Consider the following 25845-nt stretch of genomic DNA (forward strand, 5'->3'; position numbering starts at 1 on the left):
GGATTTCGGTTTATCGCTCCACCTCTCCCTAACCTGCGTTCCCGCGGCTCCGGTGCAGATGCGCCCTCCCGGGGGGAGGGTCGGGCGCGGCCCGGGCTGGCCGCCCGGGCGAAGGCACGGTTTCAGACGCGTTCCGAGACCTCGGGCGCTCCCCTCATCGCAAGCAAGAGACGCCGCCAAAAAGAAAGGCGGCAACCTCCGTCGCCGCCTTTCCCAAGATACCGTGAAATCCGTTCTCACACGCCGCTGTCGAAGGGCTCGAACGCCTCGGCGCGGGCGCGCTTCCAGCGCTTGAGATAGCCGAAGCGGTCGTCATCCTCGCGCAGGAGGAACCCTTCGGGCATGTAGTGATAGATCTCGTCGCCCACTTTGAAATCGCGCTCGCGGTCGCGCACCAGCAGGTGATGCGGCAGGAACTGCCCCGGATGGGTGAGACCCGCGGCCCCCGTCATCTCGGCCAGCGCCTTCATCGTGTTGCGGTGGAAATTGGCCACGCGCTGCGATTTTTCGGGCACCACCAGCGCGCGCTGACGGATCGGGTCCTGCGTCGTCACCCCGGTCGGGCATTTATTCGTGTGGCACGACTGCGCCTGAATGCAGCCGATCGAGAACATGAAGCCGCGCGCCGAGTTCGCCCAATCCGCCCCGATCGCCAGAACCTTGGCGATATGGAAGGCAGTGACGACCTTGCCCGAGGCCCCGATCTTCACCTGATCGCGCAAGCCCGCCCCGCGCAGCGTGTTGTGCACGAAGCTCAAGCCTTCCACGAGCGGGAAGCCCATGTGGTTGGCGAATTCCAGAGGCGCGGCCCCGGTGCCGCCTTCCTTGCCGTCGACCACGATGAAATCGGGGGTGATGCCGGTCTCCAGCATCGCCTTGACGATGCACATGAACTCGCGGCGGTGACCGACGCAGAGCTTGAAGCCCACCGGCTTGCCGCCCGACAGCTCGCGCAGCTGGCCGATGAATTCCATCATCTCCAGCGGGGTCGAGAAGGCCGAATGCGAGGCGGGCGAGATGCAGTCGCGATCCATCGGAATGTCGCGTGCCTCGGCGATCTCGGGGGTGATCTTGGCCGCAGGCAGCATGCCGCCATGGCCCGGTTTCGCGCCCTGGCTCAGCTTCAGCTCGATCATCTTGACCTGAGGGTCCTGCGCGCGCTTGGCGAATTTCTCGGGGTTGAAGCTGCCATCATGGTTGCGGCAGCCGAAATAGCCCGAGCCGACCTCGTAGATCAGATCGCCGCCCTCACGGTGATAGCGCGAAATCCCGCCCTCGCCCGTGTCATGCGCGAACCCGCCCATCTTCGCGCCCTTGTTGAGCGCCGTGATCGCATTGGCCGACAGCGCCCCGAAGGACATTGCCGAGATATTGTAGATCGACGCCTTGTAGGGCTGCTTGCACGCCTCCCCGCCGATCTCGACGCGGAAATCGCTATCCTCGATATGGCGCGGCTTCACCGAATGGGTGATCCACTGATAGCCCGATTCCGAGACGCGGATACGGGTGCCGAAGGGCTTGGCGTCCTCGATATCCTTGGCGCGCTGATAGACGATCGTGCGGGTGGCGCGGGAGAACGGAATGTCTTCGTCGTCCCCCTCGATCAGATATTGGCGGATCTCGGGGCGGATTTCCTCGAAGAAGAACCGCAGATGGCCGAGGATCGGATAGTTCCGGGTGATCGCGTGTTTGGTCTGGATCAGATCGTGGATCCCGACCAGCGTCAGGAAACCGAAGAGGATCGCGGCGACCAGAAACCAATCCGTGAGGATCAAGCCGGAAAGCGCGCCGAGGGTCAGCAGCGCTGACAGGACGAGCGGAGAAAACCGAATAAAACGCGTGAACATGCCCCCTCCCGCGGGGTTTTTTATCGTGTGTTCTTATGCACGCCCACTCTAGCGCGCGCGGGTTCTATGTCGAAGAACAATTACGCCCGCAACCCCGGATCGGGCCCGGATCGCACCAGATCGCGGCCTCCAGCGCGTCGAGCCCGTCCGTTAGCGCTGCAGGCCCGGGTTGGAGGATCAGGGTCGATTTGACCTCGTGCAGCCGGTTTCGCGCAACAGCCGGAACATCCTGCCAGCCTTGCCTTGCGGAAACTTTCTCGGGGCGGAATTTCTTGCCGCACCATGACCCCACGATGACCTCGGGCGCGGCGTTGATCACTTGTTCGGGAGTGACGATGCGATGCTTGGCTTTGCCCTCTCTCGCCAGATCGGCGAAGACGTCGCGCCCGCCCGCGATCTCGATCAGCTCCGACACCCAGCCCACGGCAGAGATCAGCGGTTCGTCCCATTCCTCGAACCAGACGCGCGGACGGTTGGGGCGCGGCTTCGCGGCGATCTCCGCCAGACGCGTCTCGTAACCCGCAGCCAGCAGTTCCGCGCGCTCGGTGCAACCCACCAGCGCGCCCACCGTGCAGATCATGTCGAGGATACCCGCGACCGAGCGCTGGTTGAACGCATGCACGGCGACGCCCTCGCGCACCAGCCCCGCGACGATATCGGCCTGAAGGTCCGAGAAGGTCAGAACGAGGTCCGGCTTCAGCGCGAGGATCTTCGGCAGATCGGCGGAGATGAAGGCCGAGACGCGCGGCTTTTCCTGACGCACCCGTTTTGGCCGCACCGCGTAGCCCGACACGCCGACGATGCGCGCGTCTTCGCCCAGTAGGTAGAGCGTCTCGACCGTTTCCTCGGTCAGGCAGACGATGCGCTCGGCCGGAAATGCCATCAGACCCCCAAGGTGGAAAGTGGTTGAAAAACGGGGCCTTCCGGCGTGATCTTGAAGTGCGCACGGATGTGGAAGACCTCGGCCAGAAGCGTCTCGGTCAGCACCTCGCCGGGCGCACCGTCCGCGACCAGCCGCCCGCGATCCATCACCCAGAGCCGGGTGCAATGGCGCGCGGCCAGCCCCAGATCATGCAGCGAGGTGACCACCGCGCCGCCCGCCTGCGCATGGGCTGTGAAGACCTGCATCGTCGCGATCTGCGCCGCCGGATCGAGCCCTGCGATCGGCTCGTCGGCGAGGATCAGCGGGCTTTCCTGCGCGAGCGCCCGTGCGATCAGCACCCGCGCCTGCTCGCCGCCCGAGAGCTGCGTGGCGGCACGGTCGCGGTAGTTGTCGAGCCCCATCCGGCGCAGCGCCTCCTCCACTGCGGCCGCCCCGCGCGTCGCCTGATCGCGGCCATGCGGCAGCCGCCCCAGCGCCACCAGATCGGCGACCGACAGCCCCCAGGCAATCTCGCGCGCCTGCGGCAGCCACGCCGCCGCCCGCGCCCGCGCCATCGGGTCGAGTGCGGAGAGCGAGCTGTCCCCGCGATGCGACAAGAGCCCCATCGCGCCCCGCAGCAGCGAGGTCTTGCCCGCGCCATTGGGCCCGATCAGCCCGATCACCTCGCCCGGCCCGACCTGCGCCGAGACGCGATCGACCACCGGACATTCGCCACGCAGAACGGTGAGGTTTTCCAGCTCCAGCATCAGCCCTCGCGCCCCATTTTGCGGATCATCGACAGGAAGAACGGCGCGCCGACCAGCGCGGTCAGCACACCCAGTTTCAGGTCGCGCTCGGGTGCGATCACCCGCGTCGCGATGTCTGCCAGCGTCAGCATCGCCGCCCCGCCAAGCGCCGAAGCCGGAAGCAGCCGCGAGGGCCGCGCGCCCACGGATTTGCGCAACAGATGCGGCACGACGAGGCCGACGAAGCCGATCGCCCCCGCGACAGCCGTGGCCGCACCGACCATCAGCGCCGTGCCGAAGACGATCTGAAGACGCAGACTTTTCAAGGAGATACCCATCGAAGCTGCAGCATCTTCGCCAAGGCTCAGCGCATCCAGCCCCGCGCCCGCGCGCAGCAGGATCAGCGCGCCGACGATCAGGAACGGCAGCGCCAGCGCGACATGGGTCATCGAGCGATCGGCGAGCGAGCCCATCATCCAGAACACGATCTCGGCCGCGGCATAGGGCGAGGGCGCGAGGTTCAGCACCAGCGCGGTCGCCGCCGCCGCCAGCGCGGAGACGGCGATGCCCGCAAGGATCAGCACCAGCGCTCGGCCCTCGCGCCCGGCGAGGATCAGGATCAGCGCGACGGCCACGCCCGCGCCTGCCAATGCGGCCAGCGGCAGGGCCAGAGCGAAGAGCGCGTAAAGCCCGGTCTGGATCGCGATCACCGCGCCAAGCGCCGCCCCCGCGGAGGTGCCAATCAGCCCCGGTTCGGCCAGCGGATTGCGCAGGAAGCCCTGCATCGCGGCGCCCGACAGCCCCAGCGCCGCGCCGACGCCGATCCCGAGGATCGCGCGCGGCAGGCGCAACTCGCGCATCACCAGCCCTGCCGCGCCATCGCCCGAGATCAGCGCGGAGAGGCCGTGAAGCGGCGAAATGCCCGACGGCCCGATCAGCAGCGAGGCTGCGAACAGCACCGCACAAAGGATGGAGAGAAGGATGAGGATCGCACGGTAACTCATTGCGTCAGCTTCTCTTTCTCGATTTTACGCCCGAGCGTCGCCAGCGTCTCCACCGCGCCCAGCATCGCGGGCGCGCCGCAGGTCCAGCTTGCATCGCGCAGGCCCCGCACGACCGGAAGATCGCGCAGCACCGGATGCGCCAGCACCTCTTGCGCGCGGCTCGTGCCGGTGCCGCCTTGCGAGCCGCCGACGACGACCAGATCGGGGCGATCCATCACCAGATCTTCCAGCGGCAACCGCCCGCCCCAGTCGAGCCCCGGCCCGCTGACGACATTCTCAAACCCTGCCATTTCAAGAATTTGCCCTTCAAGGGTCCGCGGCCCGTAGCCATAGCCCGAGGGCCCGATGATCGCAGCTTTCAGCCCCGGCGCGGGTGTCTGGATCGCCGCCAGCCGCGCATCGAAATCCGCGAGCATCTTCGCCGCGCGATCGGGATGGCCGAGCAGCTTGCCCATCGTCTCGATCCGGCCGCGGATCTCGGGCAGCGAGGTGCCGGGCGGCAGTTGCTCGACCCGGATTCCGAGCGTGCGCAACATGCGGATCGTGTCCGGGTTCGACCATGTATCGGCCAGAACGAGATCGGGAAACAGAATCGAAATTTCCTCGGCACGACCGTAGTTTACGGGCAGTTCTTCAGCCTGTTTCCAATGCACAGACATCGACGGATCGGTCGCGAAATGACTGACCGAGACGATCTGCGACGGATCGGCCAGCGCCAGCGCCAACTGATCCGTGCAGAGGTTCATGGACACGACCCGCGCAGGCTCCTCCGCCCATGCGGAGGAGGTCGCCGCCAGAGCGGCGAAAAGGGCGGCGCAAACCGCCCCTTTCAGATCAGAACCGCGCACGCAGCCCCACATAGGCGGCGCGACCCGAGGTGCCGTAGCCCGGCCACAGCTGGTAATCGGTGTCGGTCAGGTTCTCGATGCGCAGATAGGCCTCTTTGTCATTGCCCAGATCGTAGGTCATCTGCGCGTTCAGCAAGCCGTAATCGGGCTGGCTCTGACGATCGGTGACCACGCGCATATCGGCGGCGAGCGTCAGCTTGTCAGTCACCTGCGCGTCGATCCCGGCGGTCAGGGTATGGCGCCCGAAGGCCGAGTTCCACGTCGAGCCGGCAGAGAGCCCGTCGGGGTTCTTCGAGTCCAGATAGGTATAGCCGAGGCTGTAGTTGACCTTGTTGGAGATCGGCCCCTTCAGACCCAGTTCCAGACCCTGCCGCTTGGCGGTGCCCGAGGTCTGGTAATAGCTGAAGGTCGTGTTGCTGTAGTCGATCAGGTCCTTCACCTCGATATGGAACAGCGTCGCGGTCAGCTTATGCGCACCGAAATCACGCTCGACGCCCAGATCGTAGCTCAGCGATTTCTCGGGCTTGAGATCGGGATTGCCCGCATAGCCGTCATAAAGCTCGTAGCCCGACGGCGCGCGGAACCCGTTGCCCACCGAGGCGCGGACGAGGGTCGCGGCATTGGCCTGCCAGGTGACGCCGAGACGGCCCGTGGTGTTGCCGCCGAAATCCGAGTGATCGTCGTGGCGCGCCGAGGCGATCACGTTCACGCCGTCCATCGGCGAGAAGGCATATTCGCCGAAGACGCCCGTATCCGCGGTCAGGACATCGCCCGTGACATAGGTGCCGGTATAGGTTTCCAGCGTGCGATCCGCCCCGAAGGTCAGCCGCCCCGGCCCCAAATCGGTCGAGGCTTTCCAGTCGAGTTTGCGGCGCTTGCCCTCGTAGCCATAGTCATAGACCGGATACCAGCGCGAGGTCGTGTAATAGGTCAGGCCGAGCTCGTGATCGAGCGGACCGGTCGTGAATTCTGCGAAGAGACGCCCGCCCCGCTCCTTGTGGATCGTGTATTCGTTGCTGTCCGTGGGCGGCGAGCTGAAGCCGTTATCGAACTCGCCCCGGTCGTTCTGCGCGAAGCCGTTGAAGCCGATCAGCAGGTTGTCGGAGATGCGCTTCTGCGCGCGCAGGCTGACGCGGTCGGCGCGGTAGCCGTCTTTCTCGGTATTGCCGTTCTTCTTGTCGGCCGCCGAGAAGCCAGCGGTGTAGACTTTCGACAGCTGGATCGCGAGCTCGTCATCGCCCTTCTTCCAGCCGAAGTTATAGGCCGCATTCGCGGTCTGGTAGGAACCGAGCTCAACCTTGACGCTTTGGCTCACGCCATCTTCGGTCGGGCGCGGCGTGTCGAGGTTGATCACACCGGCGACCGCCTGCCCGCCATAGACCGCCGATTGCGAGCCGCGCATGATCTCGACCCGGTCGTAGTTGAACGTGTTGAACCGGCCCAGATCGGGAAGCACCTGCGTCGCGGACGGATCGGAGACGTCGATGCCGTCCACCAGAACCTTCACGTAGTTCTGCGACACGCCGCGAATGGTGAAGCCGGTCTGCGCGCCCATCGGCCCGCGCGACAGGATGCCGACGCCCGGCGATTGCGCGATCAGATTGGCAAGGCGCGTCTCGCCCGACCGCTCCATATCCTTGCGCGACAGCACAGTGACCGCCTGTCCGGTCTTGTCCGCAGAGTGCGGCTCGAGCGCGCCGTAATAGATCACGATCTCATCGAGTTGGTAAGGTTGGCTGTCTTGCGCAAGCGCGGGGCCTGCCAGCGCGGTGGTGAGCATCAGGCCCATGGTCAAACGGGTGCGGATCATATCCAATTCCCTCGTATCGCGACTCTACGGTCGCGTGAACTTCGTATCGTAAGTCTTTGGAAATTTAGAATTTCCGCCGACGGTGAGAATGTCACCACTGACGGAATACCGCCTCCGCTGCGCGCCCCGCACAGGCAGAAAGGATGAGCGCCTCGGCAGGTCTCCTGGCTCGCGGGTCTTGGTTTCGGCTGGCCTTCCCGGGTCGCCCCAGTGGCTCAGTCAGCCGTCACTCGCCGCTCACAGTTGCGGGGGCAGCCCCGGAATGAATGCACGCATCGCACCGGGTTCCCTTTTCATCCGCCAAGGCGGAACCGAAGTGCCCCTGCTGTGCCGCGCGCGCCGCAGTCTGTCAAGAAAATTTCAACTCTCGACGGCGGCTCTGCTGCGCCGGTTGAACCGGATCGAGGACAGCAGCGCCAGCCCGATCAGCCCGGCCCCGATCAGCCCGGTAATTACCTCGGGCACTTCCACCAGCGTCTGCGCGAACATGACGACGGAAAGGATCAGGATCGACCAGAAGGCGCCGTTCTCGAGATAGCGGAATTCGCTCAGCGTGTTGCGCTCCACCAGCATCAGGGTCATCGAGCGCACATACATCGCGCCGATCCCCAGACCGATCGCGATCAGGAACAGGTTCTGGGTCAGCGCGAAGGCCCCGATCACCCCGTCGAAACTGAAAGACGCGTCGAGCACTTCGAGATAGAGGAACGCGCCGAGGCCCGCCTTGGCCGTATCGGCGGCGATATTCGTCCGGTCGAGCACGTGGCTCAGGACTTCGACACCCAGGAAGGTCGCAAGCCCGCAAATGGAGGCGAACATGAAATCGTCCTCGCGCCCTTCCGGCAAGATCCAGGTGAAGACCAGAATGACGAGCAGCACGAGGCCGATCTCGAGCCCGCGGATCGAGGCGAGCGATCGCAACCGGCATTCGAGCGTGCGGATCCAGTCGACCTCCTTGCCCTCGTCGATGAAATAGGTGAGCGCGACCATCATCAGGAAGGCCCCGCCGAAGCCCGCGATCGACAGATGCGCGTCCTCGATGATCTCGGCATATTCCGCCGGATGTTTCGCGGCGAGTTGAACCGCTTCCCACGGCCCGATGCCGGCTGCGACCACGACGATCAGCAGCGGGAACAGGATACGCATCCCGAAGACCGCGATCAGGATGCCCCAGGTCAGGAAGCGACGCTGCCATTTCGGCGTCATCTGGTGCAGCTTGTTGGCGTTGACGATGGCGTTGTCGAAGCTCAGCGAGATTTCCAGCACGGCAAGCACCGCCGTGATCATCAGGAAAGAGACCGCGCCGCCAAGCCCGCCGGTCTGGGTGAACCCCAGCGCGAATGACCCGACCAGCCCCGCAACGGTGACGGCGATGGCCCAGGAAAAATAACGATACATGGTGGTCATGCTGGCTCCGGCTGCATGGGGCCTCACTTAGGCTCCGCCCCCTCTCTTCGCAAGGGAGCGCGCCGTCAGAGTTGATCGCTGTGACCCGGCGAGCGCGGATCGAGGCGGCGGGATACGCGCCGCGAGACGCGGAAGCCGCGCCTCGGATCAGACCCGCTACAGCCCTGCCTCGTCGAGCCAGCCCATGATCCGGGCCTTGTTCACCCCGAGATCGGATCTGCCGTAGACGAGATGGCCACGGATTTGCAGCGTATTGCCCTCGACCCAAAGCGTGGTGACATCGGGAAAGCCCCAGAAGGCGGAGCGGGTGACATAGGCCGCATGCCCCTCATCGACGTTGCCCGCGACGCGCTTGGTGCGCGCGGTGGCGCGGATGATCTTGTCGAGCGCGGCCATCTGCGCCAGCGGGTCGGCCACCTCGCGCGCAGCCTGAAACCCGCCCGTCTCGGGGTGATCGCCGGGCGCTTTCGCCAGACCTTCGATCTTGTAGCGCGCAGGGTCGATCGGGGCGAAGCGCACCCAGCCATCGGCCACGGCCATCACGGCCAGCCCAAGCGCGAGGATCGTCACGGCTCGGCTCATTCCGCGCCCTCCCGCAGCCCCCAACCGGCCAGCGCGATCAGCTCGGTCGCGACATGCGCGCCCGCGATGGCCGTCACGCCGGTCGGATCGTAGGGCGGAGAGACCTCGACCACATCGCCGCCGATCAGGTTGATGCCCTTCAGCCCGCGCAACAACTCTGCCGCCTGCCAGCTGGCCAGACCGCCCCAGACCGGCGTACCGGTGCCAGGCGCGAAGGCCGGGTCCAGCCCGTCGATATCGAAGGTGATGTAGCAGGGCCGCTCGCCCACCACCGCGCGAATGCGTTCCAGCGTGGCCTCTACGCCCTCGCGATGCACCGAAGGCGCATCCACGATCGTCACGCCCAGCGTATCGGGATTGTCGGTGCGGATACCGACCGAGACGGTATTCTCGGCCGTCACGACGCCCGTTTTGATCGCCTTATACAGGAATGTGCCGTGGTCGATCCGGTCCATATCGTCATCGGCCCAGGTGTCGGAATGGGCGTCGAACTGAACGAGCGCGATCTCACCATGGGCAGCAGCGGCCGCACGCAGGATCGGCAGCGTGATGAAATGATCGCCGCCCAGCGTGATCGGCACGACGCCCGCCCCGAAGATCGCGCCCAGATGCGCCTCGATCCGGCCGGGGACCTCCGGCACATTGGCATAGTCGAAGGGCATGTCACCGTAATCGACGATGGCGAGTTCAGAGAACGGGTCGTAGCCCCAGCCATAAGGGGCGTCGAACGCCTGCAGCGTCGAGGCTTCGCGGATCGCACGCGGCCCGAAGCGCGTGCCGGGGCGGTTCGTCACCGCCTGATCGAAGGGGATGCCGGTCACCGCGATCTGCGCACCCGCGAGGTCCTTCGTATAGCGCCGCCGCAGGAAACTGGTGGCCCCGCCGAAGGTGTTCTCGAAGCTCAGGCCACGTGCCTCTGCCCGCGTAAAAGCCTGATCCACTTGGGTTTTCGCATCTTCCAGAGCCATGATCGCCCCTCCTTTTCGCCCGCGAAATCTGCGCCAGCCCTCGCGGGAGGTCAAGCGGCGTGCATCTATGTGGAGAGGGCCGCGCCCGACCTCGGCTGGGCGCTGGACGCGCTCTGTGGCTTGTCGCTTTATCTCGCAAGCCCGAATGACGCGTGGGCCCGCGCTGACATCGCCAACGCGCCCTCCCGGGGGGGAGGGTCGGGCGCGGCCCGGGGCTAGTCGCCCCGGGCGATCTCAGACCTGAACTCCGCCCCCCTCACTCCGGCTGGCAAATCTCTCCGCGCAGGATCGCAAGCCCCGTGCGCCAGACGAGCCCCACGATCACCACGGCAAGGATCGCGAGGAACGCCACCGCCATGCGCAGATGCGGCTCGGAATGGGCGTATTCGGCATGCAGGAAGGTCGCGATGGTCAGCGCCGCGATGGGGAAGCTCAGCGCCCAGAAGCTCATCGCGAAGGGCAGCCGCAGAATGCGCGGCAGTTGCACCGCGACGAGCGCGGCAAAGACATAGGCCAGCGACAGCAGGATATGCGCGAAAGGATCGACGCCCTGCCCGATCCCGGCCCCGGGCACGATCTGCTCGCCGGTCAGGCGCAGCCACGCGATGAAGGCCACCGCGGGCGGTGCGATCAGGATCACCAGTGTCGGCTGAAGCTTGCTCGGCAAGGGATCGTGGAAGATCAGACGGTTGAACACCAGCGTCAGCAGCACGAGCCAGAACAGCATCCCGGCCGAGAAGAACAGCCAGCTGATCTCGATGAAACCGAGCTGCGCGCCCGCCACCGGCACGATCACATTGCCCACCGCCGGGATGAACCATGCCGGGTTCAGCTGCCCGTGCTTGAAACTGCGCGTCCCGATCCAGTTGGTCACGACCGCGAGCGTCATGATCCCCTGCAGGGTCGTGCCCGCCAGCCACAGCAGGAGCGCAAGCGAGGTCGAGACCGTCAGCGCCCCGGTCGCCAGCAGCAACAGCGAAATCGCGACGGTCGGGAAGAAGGCGAGCCGGATCGGGTGATGCCATTCCGCGCTCACGCCCTGCGGGTGCTTCAGCGCCTTGGCGAGATAGAAGACCGAGATCAGCACGAAGACCACGACAGTCACCGCGAAACTCACCTGATAGGGCAACGGCCCGAGCCCGAGCGGCTTGGCTGCCGCGCGCAGGGCCAGCGTGAAGCCCCCGAGCCCCATCGTCGTCGCATAGAAGGTGATCGGAAAATGCTCGAGCCGGCTATGCGCGGCACTCGTTTCAGCCAGACTGCTCATCTTGCCCTCCCCGTGGGAATCGCCGCCCGCGCCCGAAATGGCCGCTCCGCGACGGATCAGATCGCCCGCGCAGCGCCGGATCGACCGGACCGAATGACACGACGGGCAACATCTCTCATTTACTCACGCGCCCGTGTTTGAGGAGTCTGACAAATGGACGCATTCGCCGCGCCGGGTGCCGCGCAGGTCTCCGTCCAGCGGGTATTGATCCCGGCGGATCCCCGCTGGAGCCCGCCTCTCTGTGTGACGAAATTTTTCGAGGAACGTGACATAGGTCAAACCTACGAGGTAAACTTACCTATATCACCGCTTCGTGAGCTGGAGGAGTTACGATGCGTCTGACCACACGAACCAATCTCGCGATGCGCGTGCTGATGTTCTGCGCGGTCAATCCGCATCGAACCGTGCGCAAACACGAGATCGCGGAGGCCTGTAACGCGTCCGAGAACCATCTCGCGCAGGTCATCAACACGCTCGCGCGCGAGAACTTCATCACCACCCTGCGCGGCCGCGCCGGTGGGATGCAGCTTGCCCGCCCGCCCGAAGAGATCGGCGTGGGCAAGGTGCTGCGCGCCTTCGAGGCCGCCCTGCCCTTCGCCGAATGTTTCGACACCGAGACGAACACCTGCCCGCTGCGCGACGCCTGCCTGTTCCGCGATGCGTTGAGCGACGCGCTCGACGCATTCTACGGGACGCTCGACCGCAAGACCCTCGCCGATCTGGTCGACAACAACACCGCGCTGGAGGCGATGCTCAGCCTGCAGGGCCTGCAGTCGCTCTCGATCTGCGCAACCGCACGCGCCGCGGAATAACCGCCGCATAGAGGCCGCGCCGATTGGTCCATATTTCTGACTCATTCCCGTGCACAGCGGTGTTTCCGTTGCGGCAACGTCACAGTTTTATGACACCCGATCACGGCAAAGCGACCAGAATTCAGTTTCGCTTGACCCCCCCTTTCGCCAGCGAGAGCCTGTGGCTACTTGTCGCAGTAACGGGACACTCCCGGCAAAACACGACTCATCACAAGGCTTAGGTCATGCAACAGCAATCGGGCACTCAATCCGGCCAGCAACAGCAAGGCGGCACGAACCGTCCTGGCCAGCAGCAAGGTCAAACGGGTAACACCACCCAACAGAACGGCACGATTTTCGACGATTGGGCGTCGATCTGACGCTCTTCCTCGCGCCGCGATAACAGCGGCGCGCGCAGGCCCCGCGGCCGCAACCCGGCGCGCGCACTGCCTGCAAACCGACATCTCCTTCGCGCTGCTCTTGCGTGGCGCGAAGTCCGCTCTCAAACTGCGATGATCCGCCAAGCCGTCGCGCTGCAAACGCGTCGCGCCCCGAAGGACCGTTCGGCACGATGAGCAACTCTCTCACATCCATCAAGGGGATCGGCCCCGCCACCGCCGAGGGCTTTATCCGCGCCGGGATCACCTCGGCCGAGGAGCTGCGCAAGATCGGCGCGGACGCCGCCTATGCCGCCTGGATCGAGGTCGGCAACCCCGCCCATTTCATCGGCTATTACGCGCTGCACATGGCGCTGCAGGGCCGCCCGTGGAACGACTGCCGCGGCGCTGAGAAAGCCGAATTCCGCAAGAAATTCGATGCACTTAAGGTGCGGATCGCGGCGGGCGACAGCAGCACCCAATCCGCAAAAGAGAAGGGCCGCGCCCGGCTGGACGCGGCCCTCTCGGAAATTGGTCTGATCGCGAAACGCTAGATCAGCCGACGATCTCGAGACCCGAGAAGAAGAACGAGATTTCCTCCGCAGCGGTTTCCGGAGCGTCGGAGCCGTGCACCGAGTTCTCACCCACGGAGAGCGCGTATTCCTTGCGGATGGTGCCCTCGTCGGCTTCCGCCGGGTTGGTCGCGCCCATCACTTCGCGGTTCTTGGCGATCGCGCCTTCACCCTCGAGCACCTGAACGACGACCGGCTCGGATGCCATGAACTCGCACAGTTCGCCGTAGAAGGGGCGCTCTTTGTGGACTTCGTAGAACTTGCCGGCCTGATCCATGGTCAGCTGGATGCGCTTTTGCGCGACGATGCGCAGACCCGCTTCCTCGAACTTGGCGTTGATCTTGCCGGTGAGGTTGCGCTTGGTCGCGTCGGGTTTGATGATGCTCAGCGTGCGTTCGATGGCCATGTGTGACCCTTTCCTTGTGGTTCGTGGCCGGTATCCGGTCCGAAATATCTGCCGCGCCTGCTACCATGCAGGGGAAGCCTTGAAAAGCCCTCATGGGCGGGCTTGCAGCGACTCTAGCGTGGTTTTGTGACCGTTTGGTCAAGGCCGATCGGCAGGCCGCCGCGCGGGTTTGCGCCCGCAGATGCCTCCGGCGGGGATATTTTTGCCAAGGCGAAAGGGCCGCGACGCGCAGCAGCGATTGACTGTTGCCCGCCCCTGCGCCAAGTCAGGCCCCATGTTGCGCATCTCCGATATCTCCTTTTCGATCGAAGGCCGTCCGCTCTTTGCGAACGCCTCCGCCACCATCCCCGAAGGCCACAAGGTCGGCCTCGTCGGCCCCAACGGCGCGGGCAAGACGACACTGTTCCGGCTGATCCGGGGCGAGCTGACGCTGGATGGCGGCGAGATCGGCCTGCCCTCGCGCGCCCGCGTCGGCGGCGTGGCGCAGGAAGTGCCGTCCTCTTCGACCTCGCTGCTCGATACGGTGCTCGCCGCCGACGAGGAACGCGCGAGCCTTCTGGCCGAGGCCGAGACGGCGACCGACGCGCATCGCATCGCCGACGTGCAGACGCGGCTGGTCGATATCGACGCATGGTCGGGCGAAGCGCGGGCGAGCGCCATCCTGAAAGGCCTCGGCTTCGACATGGAGGCGCAGAAGCGCCCCTGTTCGGATTTCTCCGGCGGCTGGCGGATGCGCGTGGCGCTCGCAGGCGTGCTGTTCGCGCAGCCCGATCTGCTGCTCTTGGACGAACCGACGAACTATCTCGACCTCGAAGGCGCGCTCTGGCTGGAAAGCTATCTGATGCGCTACCCGCATACGGTGATCGTGATCTCCCACGACCGCGATCTGCTCAACCGCGCGGTGGGCTCGATCCTGCATCTCGAGGATCGGCAACTCACGCTTTATCAAGGCGGTTACGACACGTTTGCGCGCACCCGCCGGCTGCGCCGCGAGGCGCAGGCCGCCCAAGCCAAGAAGCAGGAGGCGCGCCGCGCCCATCTGCAAGGCTTCGTGGATCGCTTCCGCGCGCAGGCCACCAAGGCCAAGCAGGCGCAGGCGCGCGTCAAGATGCTCGAGAAGATGGAGCCGATCACCGCCCCGGAAGAAGCGGCGAAACAGGTCTTCACCTTCCCCGCGCCGGAACAGCTCTCCCCGCCGATCATCGCGATGGAAAACGCCGCCGTAGGCTATGGCGGGCCCGCGATCCTCAAGCAGCTCAACCTGCGTATCGATCAGGACGACCGGATCGCGCTGCTGGGCCGGAATGGTGAGGGGAAATCCACGCTTTCCAAGCTCTTGGCGGACAAACTTCAGGTGATGGACGGCAAGATCACGCGCTCGTCCAAGCTGCGGATCGGCTATTTCGCGCAGCATCAGGTCGACGAGCTGGACCTGAAAGAGACGCCGCTCACCCATCTCAAGCGCGAGCGCCCCGACGAGCATCCCGCCAAGCTGCGCGCCCGTCTTGCGGGCTTCGGCCTCGGTGCGGATCAGGCGGAGACGGCGGTGGGCAAGCTCTCGGGCGGGCAGAAGGCGCGGCTGTCGCTGTTGCTGGCGACGCTCGATGCGCCGCATCTCTTGATCCTCGACGAGCCGACCAACCACCTCGATATCGAGAGCCGCGAGGCGCTGGTGACCGCGCTCACCGAATATTCCGGCGCGGTGATCCTTGTCAGCCACGACATGCACCTGCTGGGGCTGGTGGCCGACCGGCTCTGGCTGGTCAAAGGCGGCGCGGTCGCGCCCTATCAGGGCGATCTGGAAAGCTACCGCGCGGAGCTTCTGGCGCCGCCGCCCGAGGACAAGCCCGCGAAATCGGCCGCGCCGAAAGCCGCGAAGCCGTCGCGCTGTGCGATGACCACCATGAAGCGCGAGGTCCGCGACTGCGAGGCCCGGGTCGAGAAGCTGAGCGACATGCTCGAGAAACTCGACGCGAAACTCGCCGACCCCACGCTCTACGAGCCTGAAAAAGCCCGAGATCTCGCGATCTGGCAGGCGAAGCATACCGAGGCGACCAGGGCGATGGAGAAAGCCGAGGCGCTCTGGATGGCGGCGCTGGAAAAGCTGGAAACCGCCGAGCAGGACTGAGATCGATGAAGGGGCCGCGCGCCCCTTCTTCTCGATCCAAATATCCCCGCCGGAGGCGCCTGCCCCCTCAACCAGCGCGGCGCATCACAGCTTGTAGATGCCCTCGAATTTCCGCGTCAGATAAGCCAGCAGCGGCGTCTCGGTCGGCTCGAACCCGCAGGCGTTCTGGATCGTCTCGCGCGGCGGACGCAACCCGCCGTGGACGCGCAGGTTCTCGTCGAGCCATTGCTTGGCAGGCGTCGCATCGCCCTCGGCCAATGCGGCGTCGATACCCGGCGTGACCGCGCGCATCGCCTCGTCGAGACAGCCCGCATAGACATTGCCCAGCGCATAGGTCGGGAAGTAGCCGAACAGCCCCACCGACCAATGCACATCCTGCAGGAAGCCCTGGCTGGGCTTGGTGACCTTCACGCCGAAATCCTGTTCGAAACGGGTATTCCACGCTTCTTCGAGATCCGCGACCTCCAGCTTGCCCGAGATCAGATCGCGCTCCAGATCGAAGCGCAGCATGATGTGGAGATTGTAGTTCAGCTCGTCCGATTCCGTGCGGATGAAGCCCATATCGACGCGGTTGACCAGCGCGTGGAAGGCTTCCGTATCCATGCCGAGATCGCCGAACGCGTCGGTCATGCGCTGATGCAGCCAGCCGGTGAACGGGGCCGAGCGGCCGAGCTGGTTCTCATAGATCCGGCTCTGGCTTTCGTGCACGCCCATCGAGACGCCGTGGCCCAGCGGCGTGAAGCGATAGGCCGGGTTGATCGCCTGCTCGTAGGTGGCGTGCCCGACCTCGTGGATCGTCGAGTAGATATTGCCGAACGGGTCGCTCTCGGAAATCCGGGTGGTGATGCGCGCATCGTCGCCGCCGCCCGAAGAGAACGGGTGGACCGACATATCGAGCCGCCCGCGCGTCCAGTCATAGCCAAAGGCGGAGGCGCATTTCCGCGCCAGCCGCAGCTGGGCGTTCTCGGGGAAGACCTTGTCGAAGGGCTCCGGCGAGACCTCCGAGCCCAGCACCCGGTCGCGCAGCTCCACCAGCGGGCCGCGCATCCGGTCGAAGACCGTGGCGATTTCCTTCGACGTCGCGCCCGGCTCGAAATCGTCGAGCAGCGCATCGTAGAGATTGCCCTCGGACAGGCATTCGGCCTCTTCGCGCTTGAGGCGCACGACCTCTTCCAGCGTCGGCAGGAAGGCGGAGGCATCCTCATTGGCGCGGGCCTCGGCCCAGATGCCTTGCGACAGCGAGGTCAGACGCGCCATCTCGGTCGCGAGGCGCGCGGGAATGCGGGTCGCACGGTTGTAGCTGCGCCCCACCAGATCGAGCACGCGCGCGCTGACCGCATCATCGGCCTCGGCGCGGGCCAGCCAGTCCTCGATGCGCGGATCGGTGCGGCGCGCATGCAGCACCGATTCCAGCGCGGCGGATTCCTCGGCGCGCTGATCGGCGGCGCCGCGCGGCATCATCACCTCTTGGTCCCAGCTTAGCAGCCCGGCGATATTGCCCAGCGCTTCGGTTTCGCGCTGATGCGCGAGCAGGTCCTGATAGGCGCTCATACGCGGCCCTCCCGGATGGAACGAACAAGGGGGAAGCGCGCCATGTGACGCGCGCGGATCACGAGGACCCAGGTGATGATAGCACCGAATTGGTGGATGAGACCCAGCCACCAGTAATTCACCAGCTCAAGCGCGGTGGTGATACCCAACACCATCTGGAAGAAGATCATCGCCGCCATCAGCGCGAAGGCCTCCTTGGTGCGCGGATGAGCCGAGCTGCGCGCGCGCCATGCGGCGTAAAGGCCCGAGGCGAAGACGAGATAGCCGACCATGCGGTGCATGAATTGAACCAGCGCCGGGTTCTCGAAGAAATTGCGCCAGATCGGCGTGTAGTCGAAGCTCTCCGACGGCAGGAATTGCCCGTTCATCGACGGCCATGTCGGGAAGGCGAGGCCGGCATCGATCCCCGCGGTCAGCGCGCCGAGGATGATCTGCACGAACACCAGCCCGATCAGCACCGAGCCGATCCGGCTCAGGCGCGGCTCGGCCAGACGGCGGGCCTGCAGAAGTGCCGATTCCGGGCGCGAGAGTTGCAGCGCGAACCAGGAGATCAGACCGAGGATGATGAAGGCGAGGCCCAGATGGGTCGCGAGCCGGTAGGAGGCGACCGAGGTCATCCGCCCCACGAGGCCCGAGGACACCATCCACCAGCCGATCGCGCCTTGCAGACCGCCCAAGACCCCGAGGCTGAACAGCCGCCCCGTCCAGCCGGTCGGGATTTTCTTGGTCAGCCAGAAGCCGAAGAAGCCGATGAACCAGACCATGCCGATCAGGCGGCCCAGCTGCCGGTGGCCCCATTCCCACCAGAAGATGCCCTTGAACTCGGACACGGTCATGTCGGGGTTCATGTATTTGAACTGCGGGCTGGCCTTGTAATGGGTGAATTCCGCCTGCCAGTCGGCATCGCTCATCGGCGGGATCGCCCCCGAGATCGGATCCCAGCGCGTGATCGACAGCCCGCTATCGGTGAGGCGCGTGGCCCCGCCCACGGCGATCATCGCCACGACCAGCGTGAACAGCACGAAGAGCCACATCCGGATCGCCCGGCGCGCGCCGCGCGGCTTGGCGTCGATCATGCCGCCCTTGGGCTCGGCCCGTGTCGTGGCGCCGTCAGAGCCGACTTCCTCGAAGATGCTACGTTTCTCGCTCATGCGTGCGGGCCCCCGGCTTTGTCTGTCGCCTGTTCTTGGCAGAAATTTGCGCGAGGGCAAACTAGGCCGCCCCCTCACCGGGGGCAAGGGGGCGGGAAGGCGCAGGGCGCACGGCCTCAGGGCACTTAGACGTGATCGGACGGCGTCAGTCGAAATCCTCGCGGATGATGCGATCTTGCGCGACGCCAAGCTCCTTCAGCGTGGCCTCGATCTCATCGACCATCTTGTCGGGGCCGCAGATGTAGAACTTGCCGCTCTCCTTCTCGACGAAGGGCGCGAGGAAGCCGCGATCGACATGCATCGAAATGACTCCCTTGCCGGGATCGCTCTGACCGGTGACGGTCCAGACGGTTTCCAGCCCCTCCATCGCCTCGAACTCGTCGCGCAGGATGATGTCGGCTTCCGTCTTGTTCGAGAAGATCAGGCGGCAGCCCTCCAGCGTACCTTCGCGGGCCAGACGCGCGCGCAGGATCGAGATGAAGGGCGTCACCCCTGCCCCGCCCGCGATGAACGTGCCGGGGCCCTCGTCCTTGATCGCGCCCCACGGATCGGAGACCTCCACCGCCTCGCCGGGCGTGAGCGTCGCGATCTGCTCGGTGACGCCGTCATGGTCGGGATAGGATTTGATGACGAATTCCAGCGTGTCGCCATCCACCGGGTTGGTGAAGGTGAAGGGGCGCTGCTCGTCAGCCCAGCCTTCGCGGGTCAGGTTCAGATCGACCGCCTGACCGGGGGCGAAGTCGAACCCCTCGGGGCGCGGGAAGACGAGGTGATGCGTGTCATGGGTGACGGGTGTGATGCTTTGCAATTCGAGACGAGTGCTCATGGCGGGCTCCTTTCGTTGAAGAGCGAACGCGAGGCTTAGCGCAGACGTTCCCACCCCGCCCGCCGAATGGGTAAAGAAAAGGGCCGTGCGATGGGATGTCGCGCGGCCCTTCGGTCTCGGCGAATGTGGCGGCGGGTGGCGCTTAGAAGCCCAGCGCCGCACGGACCTGATCGACCACGCCTTCGACGAGTTGCGGATTGTCGCGCGCGCTCTGCACCGCCGTGCGCAATTGCGCCTTCGTAGCCTCGGGCAGCTCGGACGTGTCGACGATATCCATCACCCGGTCCGCGTCGAACCCTTCCACGGTCAGCGCCTTCGCCGCAGCCATCACGCCCTGCGCGGGCACCGATGCCTGCGTGTCGCCAGTGCTCGCGGTAGCTGCCGGGGTAGCCGTCTGCGTCGCATTGGTCGCGGCGGCTGCGGCGTCGGCTGCGGCATTTGCGGCTTCACTGGCGGCCTCGGCTGCCGCTTTCGCCGCCGTGCTCGCACCCTCGACCGCGCTATCGGTGGCATCCTCTTGGGCGCCGGTGGCCGCCGAGGCGGCCGCATTCGCAGCCTTCGCGGCCGCTTCCGCCGCCGCCGTTGCGGCATCAGCGGCATCGGTGGCCGCCGCGCTGGCCGCATCGCTTGCAGAATCCATCGTGGCTGTCGCGGCCTCGCTCGCAGCCGAGGCGGCATCCTTGGCCGCATCGCTCGCATCGCCCGCCGCCTGCTGCGCGGTCTCGGTCGCTTTCGAGACGGCGTCGGCCGCACTTTGGGCGACATCGGAGGCGGCGCTTTGCGCCTGACCGGCTCCGCTCTGCGCGGCCTCTTTCGCGGCATCGGCAGCATCCGCCGCCGCGTTTGCGCCCGCATCCATCGCGCCCGAGGCTTTTTCCTTCACGCTATCGGCCGCGTCGGACGCCGCCTGGCTTGCCTTGTCGGCGGCGGCCTTCACCGACTCGCCCGCGGACTTCACCGCATCGCTGGCCTTCTCGGCGACGCTCTTGTCGGCGGCCTCAGAGCCCGCCGTCGCGTTCGTCGTCGCATCGGGCGTCTTGGGTCCGTCTGCGATATCGGTATTGAGGATGATCAGTCCGGCGGCCACCGCCAGCACCAAGATCGCCGCTGCCACAAGCTTGTTCATCGCGCTATTTCCCTTGATTGTCTCTCTTTGCGGGCACTCTACGCCCTGCCTCGACCACTGGGCTCAACCGCCCGCGCGGCTTGCGATTGCACCGCGATCACCTTGGCCCGGCCCGGCAGAAGACAACGCGAATCCTCCCCGCCCGGTTCCCGCGCCTTTGCGGTTGAATACGGCGGCGCGCAGGACTATCTTTTCGGCCGAATTACTTAATGGCTACAGAAGGATTCCCACCATAGCCCGCAGACCCCATAACGCCCCGCCGACCCGTGACACCGGCCCCCGAGTGAACGGCCGTATCCGCGCGAACGAGATTCGACTCATTGGCGCGGAAGGCGAGAATGTCGGCGTGGTTACCCCGCGCGAAGCGATGTCCATGGCCGAAGAGGCCGGGCTCGATCTCGTCGAGATCTCGCCCAACGCCAATCCGCCCGTCTGCAAGATCATGGATTTCGGCAAGTTCAAATACGAACAGCAAAAGCGCGAAGCCGAAGCCCGCAAGAAGCAGAAGACGATCGAAATCAAGGAAGTCAAATTCCGTCCGGGCACCGATGTGCACGATTACGACGTCAAGATGCGCAACGTGGTGAAGTTCCTCGAGAACGGCGACAAGGTGAAGGTCACCCTGCGCTTCCGTGGTCGCGAGATGGCGCACCAGGATCTCGGTCTCGAGCTTCTCAACCGCGTCCGCACCGATGTGGGCGAACTGGGCAAGGTCGAGAACATGCCCAAGCTTGAAGGTCGCCAGATGGTGATGATGATCGCCCCGGCGAAATAAGCGCCCGAGCATCGCGAGATGGTTTGAACCCTCCCCTCACCGGGAGGGTTTTTTCATGGCCCGTCGCGGGCGGTTCTCGCGTTTCGGGGGATGAAGAGATCAACCGATTGGCGTACTCGGCAGAACGCGCGACCCGGACCCGCGCCAATAGGCGGGTCCGGATCTTTGCGCATCAGGCGCGATCAGCCATGGCCGGCGAGGATCGCGATCCGGACAGCCTCGGCATCGGCCGCAAGCGACTCGGCCGCAGCCCCCGTCACCGGCACCCCGAGGATTTGCGTGACCGCGATCACCGTATCGGTCGAGATCGGAACGGTCTTGTCCGACGCCGCGCCAAGGAAGATCGCGGCGAGCGTGTCAGCATCATTCGTCACGCCATCGCTCGAAAGCGGCGTCTTCCCATCGAGCGTCGCCTGCAGCAGCGCGAGGTTCTGCAGCGGCGAGTCGATGAAGGTCACGTTGTCCCAGTTCAGGGAGAGCTCCTCGATCGCGCTGTCGAGCGAGAGGTTGTAGAACGACACCATCTCGGGCGAGATCGACGCGAGCGCCTCTTCATAGGCCTGATCCAGCACATGTCCCGGCGACCGCGCGACGTTCAGACGCCCCAGCTCGACCTCCGGAATACCTTCCTGCGACCAGGTCGGCTTGCCGCCACCGGACGAAGAAGGCGCCCCGGCTTGCGGCCCCTTGCCCTCGGCATCGCCGCCGGGTCCGCCCTGACCTTGGCCTTGAGATTGCCCGCTCTGGGCGCCGCCGCTGCCCTGACCTTGACCGCCCTGGCTTCCGCTGCCGCTCCCTTGGCCGCCGCTCCCTTGGCCGCCGGTTCCTTGGGCATAGGCCGCGGAACTGAACGGACCGTTGATCGGTGCCTGCCATGCGACGGCAAGCCCCAGTGCCGCTGCAATAGCGACGAGAGACGTGCGGGATTTACTCGTGAAAATTGAATTGCGCATTTCCATTTCCTCCTAATTCATGACGCCTTGGCGTCGGCGCTAGGAGAACATGCGAGGCCGAAGCCTGCGTTGATTGTAGTCAATAAGATGTATGTTTTTGCAGGGCCCGCGCTCCGCCCGACAGGTCGCATCCTCGCCATCGGGACGCATTGGCACAGGGAACGGCACTCGCGCGAGCCGCGAGTTTCGCACAGCGCGCATAGCGGACCAAAACGCTTTGCGAACACCCAAAAAAATTAAAGCGCCGCGGGAGGGAGACCCGCGGCGCATTTTGGGGAAAAGACGAGGGAGAACGTCTGTTCCTCTGGTCGGGTTCTGTGCGGTTTGGGCCGCGTCAGGGAGATCAAGAACCCGATGCACTTGTGATATGGGAGTATCCGTGTGCTGAACTTGACTTAGGTCAAAACTCATCCGGTTTGAACTGCGACAAACTGTTCCAATGGTCACGTTTCTGGCAGGGTCGGTGAGCCGCGTGTGAGGAAAACCTTACCAGAAGCCCGACGCCCCGCCTTCGGACCTGTCTTTTCGGGCTCTCAAGACACACGGCGCGATCACGCGAGCGAGTCGCCCCGACCGAACTTTCAGTGCCTTTTTCTTCCCGTCCCATCCGGTCTTGCACGCATGCCTCCGCGATTGCCCCGGTTTCGCCATTCCCACCGCGCGAAATCGCCCCGTTCGGAGGCGAAATCGGAACCCGGACAGGCACGGCCCGGAATCGGGTTACCGGCTATTGCGCGCTCTTTATTGCGCCGCCCCCTGCGTGCTAGTTGGAACGAGAGGCAGTTTCGAGATCGACATGGGCAAGCAACGAGTGATCCGGCGCAGGATGCAGGCGCAAACGGGCAAGCCCGCGCTGCTCGACGCGGTGGGCTGGACCGAGGACACCGATCTCGGGCCCCGCCACCATCTGCGCGCCTTCTTCGCCGCCCCCGCGCAGGCCGAGGATCTCAGCTTCGATGCCGTGCCCGGGGCTGCGCATCTGGCCGAGGGGCGCAATGTCGCGGGCGCGGTGATGGCGATCTACGAGCCGGCCGCGCCGGGACCGATCCAGGCCGCGATGAGCGGGCCGGACGGCCCCAGCCTGCGCGAGATCACCCCCGCCGCCCCCGATTGGGATATCTTCGAAGGCCGCAACTGCCTGTTCGGGCTGCGGCTGGAGGAAAGCGTCGAGACGGTGCTCGATTGGCTGAGCTGGCATCACGATCATCACGGCGCGACAGGCGCGGTGATCGTGAACCGCGCGCCAGAGGACAGCCCCGCAGGGTCCGGCGAGAGTTTCGCCGATGCGCTCGAGGCGGGCATGGCGCTGCGCGAGTTGGACCTGCCGGTCGCGATCCTTGAAAGCCCGCTGCCGCTCGGCAAGCCGGGGATGGGGCCGGAGAACCATGTCTTCCTCGCGCCCGACGCGCCCGGCAAGGACCGGATGGAGCCGCCTGCCCCCGATCCGCAGCGTAGCCCTCTGGGTCAGGCGCTGATCTTCGAGATCGCGAAATGGCGCTTCTTCGCGAAGGCGGCCTCGGTGCTGGTGCTCGACGTGACCGACCTTTTGGCCGAACGCGAGCCGGGCCAGCCCTCGGCTTTCGAGGCCACGCAAGAGGCCGAAAACGGCGTGATCCTTCTGGTGGGCCGCCGCATCTACCCTTGGCGCGTGCGCAACGATCAGCCTGCGCGCTTCCCCGACCATATCTGCCGCCAGTTCGACGCGCGGCGCGGTATCGCCCGCTGGGGCTGCGCGCCGCAAAAGGCCGGGCTGGAGAATACGTGGCGCCTCTTGCGCGTCAGCTATTGCCGCCCCGATCCGGGGCTGACCTACGGCTTCTGGCGCGCGATGGCGCTGAGGGTGCCGGGGACCTCGCCTGCGGAACTCGCGCCCAAGACCTCGCTGGTCGAGGACGAACGCCTGTTGCACCTGTCGCGTGACATCTGGGGGTTCAAGCCGGTGCGTCCGCCGGTCTCGAAGGTGAAGGACGCGCCCGCCCAAGCCGTCGAGGCAGGCCGCACCGCCATCGTCACCACGATGAAGAACGAAGGCCCCTTCATCCTCGAATGGATCGCCTATCACCGCGCGATCGGGGTGGATGATTTCCTCGTCTACACCAACGACTGCACCGACGGCACCGACACGATGCTCGACCTGCTGCAGGCCAAGGGCTACGTCCAACACCGCGAGAACCCGTTCCGCACGATGGTCGACATGAAACCGCAGCACGCGGCGCTGGCGGCGGCGGAGACCGAGCCGGTGATCACCAAGGCGGGCTGGTCGATCTGCATGGATGTGGACGAGTTCATCAATGTGAAGATCGGCGACGGCACGCTGAAATCGCTGTATCAGGCGATGGGCGAGGCGAACATGATCGCGCTCACCTGGCGGCTCTTCGGCAATGCGGATGTCCATGAATACGAGGACGGCTTCATCACCGGGCAATTCACCCGCTGCGCCCCCGAGATCGTGCGCAAGCCGCATCAGGCCTGGGGCTTCAAGACGCTGTTTCGCAATATCGCGCTCTACAAAAAGCTGGGCGTCCATCGTCCCAAGGGGCTGAACCCGGACCTCTGGGATCAGGTGAACTGGCTCAACGGCTCGGGCCAGCCGATGCCGCGCGAGATGTTCCGCAATGGCTGGCGCTCGACGCTCGACACCTATGGCTATGACTGGGTGCAGCTTAACCATTACGCGGTGCGCTCGGCCGAGAGCTTCCTCGTGAAGCGCGACCGGGGCCGGGTGAACCATGTCGATCGCGATCAGGGGCTGAATTACTGGTTCCGGATGAACCATAACGCGGTCGAGGATCGCTCGATCCAGCGGATGCTGCCCGCCGCCCGCGCCGAGTTCGACCGCATGATGGCCGATCCCGAGATCGCCGCCGCGCATCATCACTCCGTCGCCTGCCACCGCGCGAAGATCGAGGAACTGATGGCGCGCCCCGATCAGTGCGAGTTCTACGAGACCCTGACCTCGGAGCGCTTCGAGGCGCTCTCGCGGATGCTGCATGTCTTCGGCTCGGCCGTGTTCAACACCGGCCCGCATGTGATCCCCGAGGACCTTCACGCGCGCGATCTGCCCGACGACTTCTTCTTCACCGTCGAAGCGCCCGACGAGGCGACGCACTGAGAGCGCCACCTTTACCCAAGAAGGCCCTGACCTAGCTTTCCGGTCAAAGGAAAGGATGGATCACATGGCACGCATTTTCGTCATCGGCGCGACAGGCGGTGTCGGGCATCGGCTGGTCCCGCTTCTGATCGCGGCAGGGCACGAGGTCACCGCGCTGCACCGCAAACCCGAGCAGGCCGACAGCCTGCGTGCGATGGGCGCGACGCCCGTGCAAGGCGACCTGATGGAACTGACCGCGGGCGATTTCGAGCCGATGTTCGAGGGCCATGATGCGGTCGTCTTCTCAGCGGGGGCTGCGGGCTCCGGGCTCGAACGCACCACCCGGATCGATGGCGAGGCACCGCTCGACGTGATCGCCGCGATGAACCGGATGAGCGTGCCGCGGCTCTACCTCGTCTCCGCCTTCCCCGATGCGGGGCGCGGCAAGGAGATCAAGCCGGGTTTCGAGCATTACATGCTGGCGAAGAAGACCGCCGATGCCGCCGTGGTGGCGAGCGGGCTCGACTATGTCATCTTGCGCCCCGGCACGCTTCTCCATGAGGAGGGCGACGGGCGCGTGGCGCTGGCCCATGCGCTCAACTACGGCTCGGTCGCGCGCGGCCATGTCGCAGCGGTGCTGGCCGCGCTGATCGACGCGCCCGAGATCAGCCACGAAATTCTGGAGCTGACCGACGGCACCGAGGAAATCGCGGCAAGCGTGGCCGCCCTGCCGCGCCACGTCCCCGTGTGATCCCAG

General features: G+C 65.5%; 23 protein-coding genes and 1 riboswitch. Of the genes, 7 read left to right on the forward strand and 16 right to left on the reverse strand.

Annotated features, from left to right (window positions below):
* Positions 1-236: 236 nt before the first annotated feature.
* The 10 genes from AXZ77_RS11095 to AXZ77_RS11140 form a co-directional block, all read right to left on the reverse strand.
* A complete protein-coding gene (locus tag AXZ77_RS11095) occupies positions 237-1847 on the reverse strand; it encodes an FMN-binding glutamate synthase family protein (RefSeq protein ID WP_098411199.1) in 1611 nt (536 codons plus the stop codon).
* Between the two features lie 64 nt (positions 1848-1911).
* Positions 1912-2730 carry a cobalamin-binding protein gene (locus tag AXZ77_RS11100; RefSeq protein ID WP_098411200.1) on the reverse strand — a complete coding sequence of 273 codons (819 nt, stop codon included), beginning with the start codon at positions 2728-2730 and terminating at the stop codon, positions 1912-1914.
* Entirely contained in the window at positions 2730-3476 is a 747-nt protein-coding gene (locus AXZ77_RS11105) for an ABC transporter ATP-binding protein (protein ID WP_078570900.1), read from the reverse strand. Before AXZ77_RS11105 ends, AXZ77_RS11100 begins: the two co-directional genes overlap by 1 nt.
* Positions 3476-4459: an iron ABC transporter permease gene (locus tag AXZ77_RS11110; protein WP_098411201.1), complete on the reverse strand. Its 984-nt coding sequence runs from the start codon at positions 4457-4459 to the stop codon at positions 3476-3478. Before AXZ77_RS11110 ends, AXZ77_RS11105 begins: the two co-directional genes overlap by 1 nt.
* The gene (locus AXZ77_RS11115) at positions 4456-5205 is read right to left on the reverse strand and encodes an ABC transporter substrate-binding protein (protein ID WP_176536025.1); all 750 of its coding nucleotides are present in this window, start codon (positions 5203-5205) and stop codon (positions 4456-4458) included. The genes AXZ77_RS11110 and AXZ77_RS11115 overlap by 4 nt, the downstream gene beginning before the upstream one ends.
* 88 nt (positions 5206-5293) lie before the next feature.
* Positions 5294-7117, reverse strand: a complete 1824-nt coding sequence (locus AXZ77_RS11120; protein ID WP_098411203.1) for a TonB-dependent siderophore receptor — start codon at positions 7115-7117, stop codon at positions 5294-5296.
* 136 nt (positions 7118-7253) lie between these two features.
* A riboswitch (cobalamin riboswitch) is annotated at positions 7254-7448 on the reverse strand.
* Between the two features lie 29 nt (positions 7449-7477).
* Positions 7478-8524 (reverse strand): DUF475 domain-containing protein, encoded by a 1047-nt coding sequence (locus tag AXZ77_RS11125; RefSeq protein ID WP_098411204.1) that lies wholly within the window; start codon positions 8522-8524, stop codon positions 7478-7480.
* Positions 8525-8680: 156 nt separating this feature from the next.
* Entirely contained in the window at positions 8681-9106 is a 426-nt protein-coding gene (locus AXZ77_RS11130) for a DUF1499 domain-containing protein (RefSeq protein ID WP_098411205.1), read from the reverse strand.
* Positions 9103-10074: an agmatinase gene (gene speB, locus AXZ77_RS11135; RefSeq protein ID WP_098411206.1), complete on the reverse strand. Its 972-nt coding sequence runs from the start codon at positions 10072-10074 to the stop codon at positions 9103-9105. Before speB ends, AXZ77_RS11130 begins: the two co-directional genes overlap by 4 nt.
* 256 nt (positions 10075-10330) lie before the next feature.
* Positions 10331-11341: an SLAC1 anion channel family protein gene (locus AXZ77_RS11140; RefSeq protein WP_098411207.1), complete on the reverse strand. Its 1011-nt coding sequence runs from the start codon at positions 11339-11341 to the stop codon at positions 10331-10333.
* A gap of 332 nt (positions 11342-11673) precedes the next feature.
* On the opposite strand from AXZ77_RS11140, the gene AXZ77_RS11145 reads away from it, so the two are divergent.
* The 3 genes from AXZ77_RS11145 to AXZ77_RS11150 all read left to right on the forward strand — a co-directional run bounded on the left by AXZ77_RS11145 (position 11674) and on the right by AXZ77_RS11150 (position 13063).
* Positions 11674-12153 carry an Rrf2 family transcriptional regulator gene (locus AXZ77_RS11145; protein WP_098411208.1) on the forward strand — a complete coding sequence of 160 codons (480 nt, stop codon included), beginning with the start codon at positions 11674-11676 and terminating at the stop codon, positions 12151-12153.
* Positions 12154-12377: 224 nt separating this feature from the next.
* On the forward strand, positions 12378-12512 hold the full coding sequence (locus AXZ77_RS19745) for a hypothetical protein (RefSeq protein WP_255266477.1): 135 nt from the start codon (positions 12378-12380) through the stop codon (positions 12510-12512).
* A 191-nt stretch (positions 12513-12703) separates the two neighbouring features.
* Positions 12704-13063 carry a TfoX/Sxy family DNA transformation protein gene (locus AXZ77_RS11150; protein ID WP_098411209.1) on the forward strand — a complete coding sequence of 120 codons (360 nt, stop codon included), beginning with the start codon at positions 12704-12706 and terminating at the stop codon, positions 13061-13063.
* Position 13064: 1 nt separating this feature from the next.
* Here AXZ77_RS11150 and ndk read toward each other — a convergent pair whose 3' ends face one another.
* On the reverse strand, positions 13065-13487 hold the full coding sequence (gene ndk / locus AXZ77_RS11155) for a nucleoside-diphosphate kinase (protein ID WP_078520946.1): 423 nt from the start codon (positions 13485-13487) through the stop codon (positions 13065-13067).
* Positions 13488-13761: 274 nt separating this feature from the next.
* Here ndk and AXZ77_RS11160 point away from each other — a divergent pair, with 274 nt between their 5' ends.
* On the forward strand, positions 13762-15615 hold the full coding sequence (locus AXZ77_RS11160) for an ABC-F family ATP-binding cassette domain-containing protein (protein WP_098411210.1): 1854 nt from the start codon (positions 13762-13764) through the stop codon (positions 15613-15615).
* A gap of 84 nt (positions 15616-15699) precedes the next feature.
* Here the strand turns inward: AXZ77_RS11160 and AXZ77_RS11165 are convergent, their stop codons facing one another.
* From AXZ77_RS11165 to AXZ77_RS11180, 4 genes are all read right to left on the reverse strand, one after another.
* The gene (locus tag AXZ77_RS11165) at positions 15700-17166 is read right to left on the reverse strand and encodes a carboxypeptidase M32 (RefSeq protein ID WP_098411211.1); all 1467 of its coding nucleotides are present in this window, start codon (positions 17164-17166) and stop codon (positions 15700-15702) included.
* Positions 17163-18317, reverse strand: coding sequence for a heme A synthase (gene ctaA, locus AXZ77_RS11170; protein WP_098411212.1), 1155 nt, complete (start codon positions 18315-18317; stop codon positions 17163-17165). The genes AXZ77_RS11165 and ctaA overlap by 4 nt, the downstream gene beginning before the upstream one ends.
* Before the next feature lie 145 nt (positions 18318-18462).
* Positions 18463-19143, reverse strand: coding sequence for an FAD-binding oxidoreductase (locus AXZ77_RS11175; RefSeq protein WP_098411213.1), 681 nt, complete (start codon positions 19141-19143; stop codon positions 18463-18465).
* A gap of 142 nt (positions 19144-19285) precedes the next feature.
* The gene (locus AXZ77_RS11180; protein ID WP_098411214.1) at positions 19286-20269 is read right to left on the reverse strand and encodes a hypothetical protein; all 984 of its coding nucleotides are present in this window, start codon (positions 20267-20269) and stop codon (positions 19286-19288) included.
* A 232-nt stretch (positions 20270-20501) separates the two neighbouring features.
* Between AXZ77_RS11180 and infC the strand changes: the two genes are divergently transcribed.
* On the forward strand, positions 20502-21044 hold the full coding sequence (gene infC, locus AXZ77_RS11185) for a translation initiation factor IF-3 (protein WP_078521052.1): 543 nt from the start codon (positions 20502-20504) through the stop codon (positions 21042-21044).
* Positions 21045-21226: 182 nt separating this feature from the next.
* On the opposite strand, the gene AXZ77_RS11190 is transcribed toward infC, so the two are convergent.
* Positions 21227-21997, reverse strand: coding sequence for a hypothetical protein (locus AXZ77_RS11190; protein WP_098411215.1), 771 nt, complete (start codon positions 21995-21997; stop codon positions 21227-21229).
* A 796-nt stretch (positions 21998-22793) separates the two neighbouring features.
* Here AXZ77_RS11190 and AXZ77_RS11195 point away from each other — a divergent pair.
* Both AXZ77_RS11195 and AXZ77_RS11200 read left to right on the forward strand, forming a co-directional pair.
* Positions 22794-25109: a glycosyltransferase family 2 protein gene (locus AXZ77_RS11195; RefSeq protein ID WP_098411216.1), complete on the forward strand. Its 2316-nt coding sequence runs from the start codon at positions 22794-22796 to the stop codon at positions 25107-25109.
* Positions 25110-25173: 64 nt separating this feature from the next.
* Entirely contained in the window at positions 25174-25839 is a 666-nt protein-coding gene (locus AXZ77_RS11200; protein ID WP_098411217.1) for an SDR family oxidoreductase, read from the forward strand.
* Positions 25840-25845: the final 6 nt, after the last annotated feature.

The sequence above is a fragment of the Thioclava sp. ES.031 genome, assembly GCF_002563775.1.
Lineage (GTDB): Bacteria > Pseudomonadota > Alphaproteobacteria > Rhodobacterales > Rhodobacteraceae > Thioclava.

What these genes read in the sequence shown, in the direction of transcription:
- AXZ77_RS11095 (WP_098411199.1), bottom strand. Translation starts at nt 1,847, where the DNA reads ATGTTCACGCGTTTTATTCGGTTTTCTCCGCTCGTCCTGTCAGCGCTG.
- AXZ77_RS11100 (WP_098411200.1), bottom strand. Translation starts at nt 2,730, where the DNA reads ATGGCATTTCCGGCCGAGCGCATCGTCTGCCTGACCGAGGAAACGGTC.
- AXZ77_RS11105 (WP_078570900.1), bottom strand. Translation starts at nt 3,476, where the DNA reads ATGCTGGAGCTGGAAAACCTCACCGTTCTGCGTGGCGAATGTCCGGTG.
- AXZ77_RS11110 (WP_098411201.1), bottom strand. Translation starts at nt 4,459, where the DNA reads ATGAGTTACCGTGCGATCCTCATCCTTCTCTCCATCCTTTGTGCGGTG.
- AXZ77_RS11115 (WP_176536025.1), bottom strand. Translation starts at nt 5,205, where the DNA reads ATGAACCTCTGCACGGATCAGTTGGCGCTGGCGCTGGCCGATCCGTCG.
- AXZ77_RS11120 (WP_098411203.1), bottom strand. Translation starts at nt 7,117, where the DNA reads ATGATCCGCACCCGTTTGACCATGGGCCTGATGCTCACCACCGCGCTG.
- AXZ77_RS11125 (WP_098411204.1), bottom strand. Translation starts at nt 8,524, where the DNA reads ATGACCACCATGTATCGTTATTTTTCCTGGGCCATCGCCGTCACCGTT.
- AXZ77_RS11130 (WP_098411205.1), bottom strand. Translation starts at nt 9,106, where the DNA reads ATGAGCCGAGCCGTGACGATCCTCGCGCTTGGGCTGGCCGTGATGGCC.
- speB (WP_098411206.1), bottom strand. Translation starts at nt 10,074, where the DNA reads ATGGCTCTGGAAGATGCGAAAACCCAAGTGGATCAGGCTTTTACGCGG.
- AXZ77_RS11140 (WP_098411207.1), bottom strand. Translation starts at nt 11,341, where the DNA reads ATGAGCAGTCTGGCTGAAACGAGTGCCGCGCATAGCCGGCTCGAGCAT.
- AXZ77_RS11145 (WP_098411208.1), top strand. Translation starts at nt 11,674, where the DNA reads ATGCGTCTGACCACACGAACCAATCTCGCGATGCGCGTGCTGATGTTC.
- AXZ77_RS19745 (WP_255266477.1), top strand. Translation starts at nt 12,378, where the DNA reads ATGCAACAGCAATCGGGCACTCAATCCGGCCAGCAACAGCAAGGCGGC.
- AXZ77_RS11150 (WP_098411209.1), top strand. Translation starts at nt 12,704, where the DNA reads ATGAGCAACTCTCTCACATCCATCAAGGGGATCGGCCCCGCCACCGCC.
- ndk (WP_078520946.1), bottom strand. Translation starts at nt 13,487, where the DNA reads ATGGCCATCGAACGCACGCTGAGCATCATCAAACCCGACGCGACCAAG.
- AXZ77_RS11160 (WP_098411210.1), top strand. Translation starts at nt 13,762, where the DNA reads ATGTTGCGCATCTCCGATATCTCCTTTTCGATCGAAGGCCGTCCGCTC.
- AXZ77_RS11165 (WP_098411211.1), bottom strand. Translation starts at nt 17,166, where the DNA reads ATGAGCGCCTATCAGGACCTGCTCGCGCATCAGCGCGAAACCGAAGCG.
- ctaA (WP_098411212.1), bottom strand. Translation starts at nt 18,317, where the DNA reads ATGAGCGAGAAACGTAGCATCTTCGAGGAAGTCGGCTCTGACGGCGCC.
- AXZ77_RS11175 (WP_098411213.1), bottom strand. Translation starts at nt 19,143, where the DNA reads ATGAGCACTCGTCTCGAATTGCAAAGCATCACACCCGTCACCCATGAC.
- AXZ77_RS11180 (WP_098411214.1), bottom strand. Translation starts at nt 20,269, where the DNA reads ATGAACAAGCTTGTGGCAGCGGCGATCTTGGTGCTGGCGGTGGCCGCC.
- AXZ77_RS11190 (WP_098411215.1), bottom strand. Translation starts at nt 21,997, where the DNA reads ATGCGCAATTCAATTTTCACGAGTAAATCCCGCACGTCTCTCGTCGCT.
- AXZ77_RS11195 (WP_098411216.1), top strand. Translation starts at nt 22,794, where the DNA reads ATGGGCAAGCAACGAGTGATCCGGCGCAGGATGCAGGCGCAAACGGGC.
- AXZ77_RS11200 (WP_098411217.1), top strand. Translation starts at nt 25,174, where the DNA reads ATGGCACGCATTTTCGTCATCGGCGCGACAGGCGGTGTCGGGCATCGG.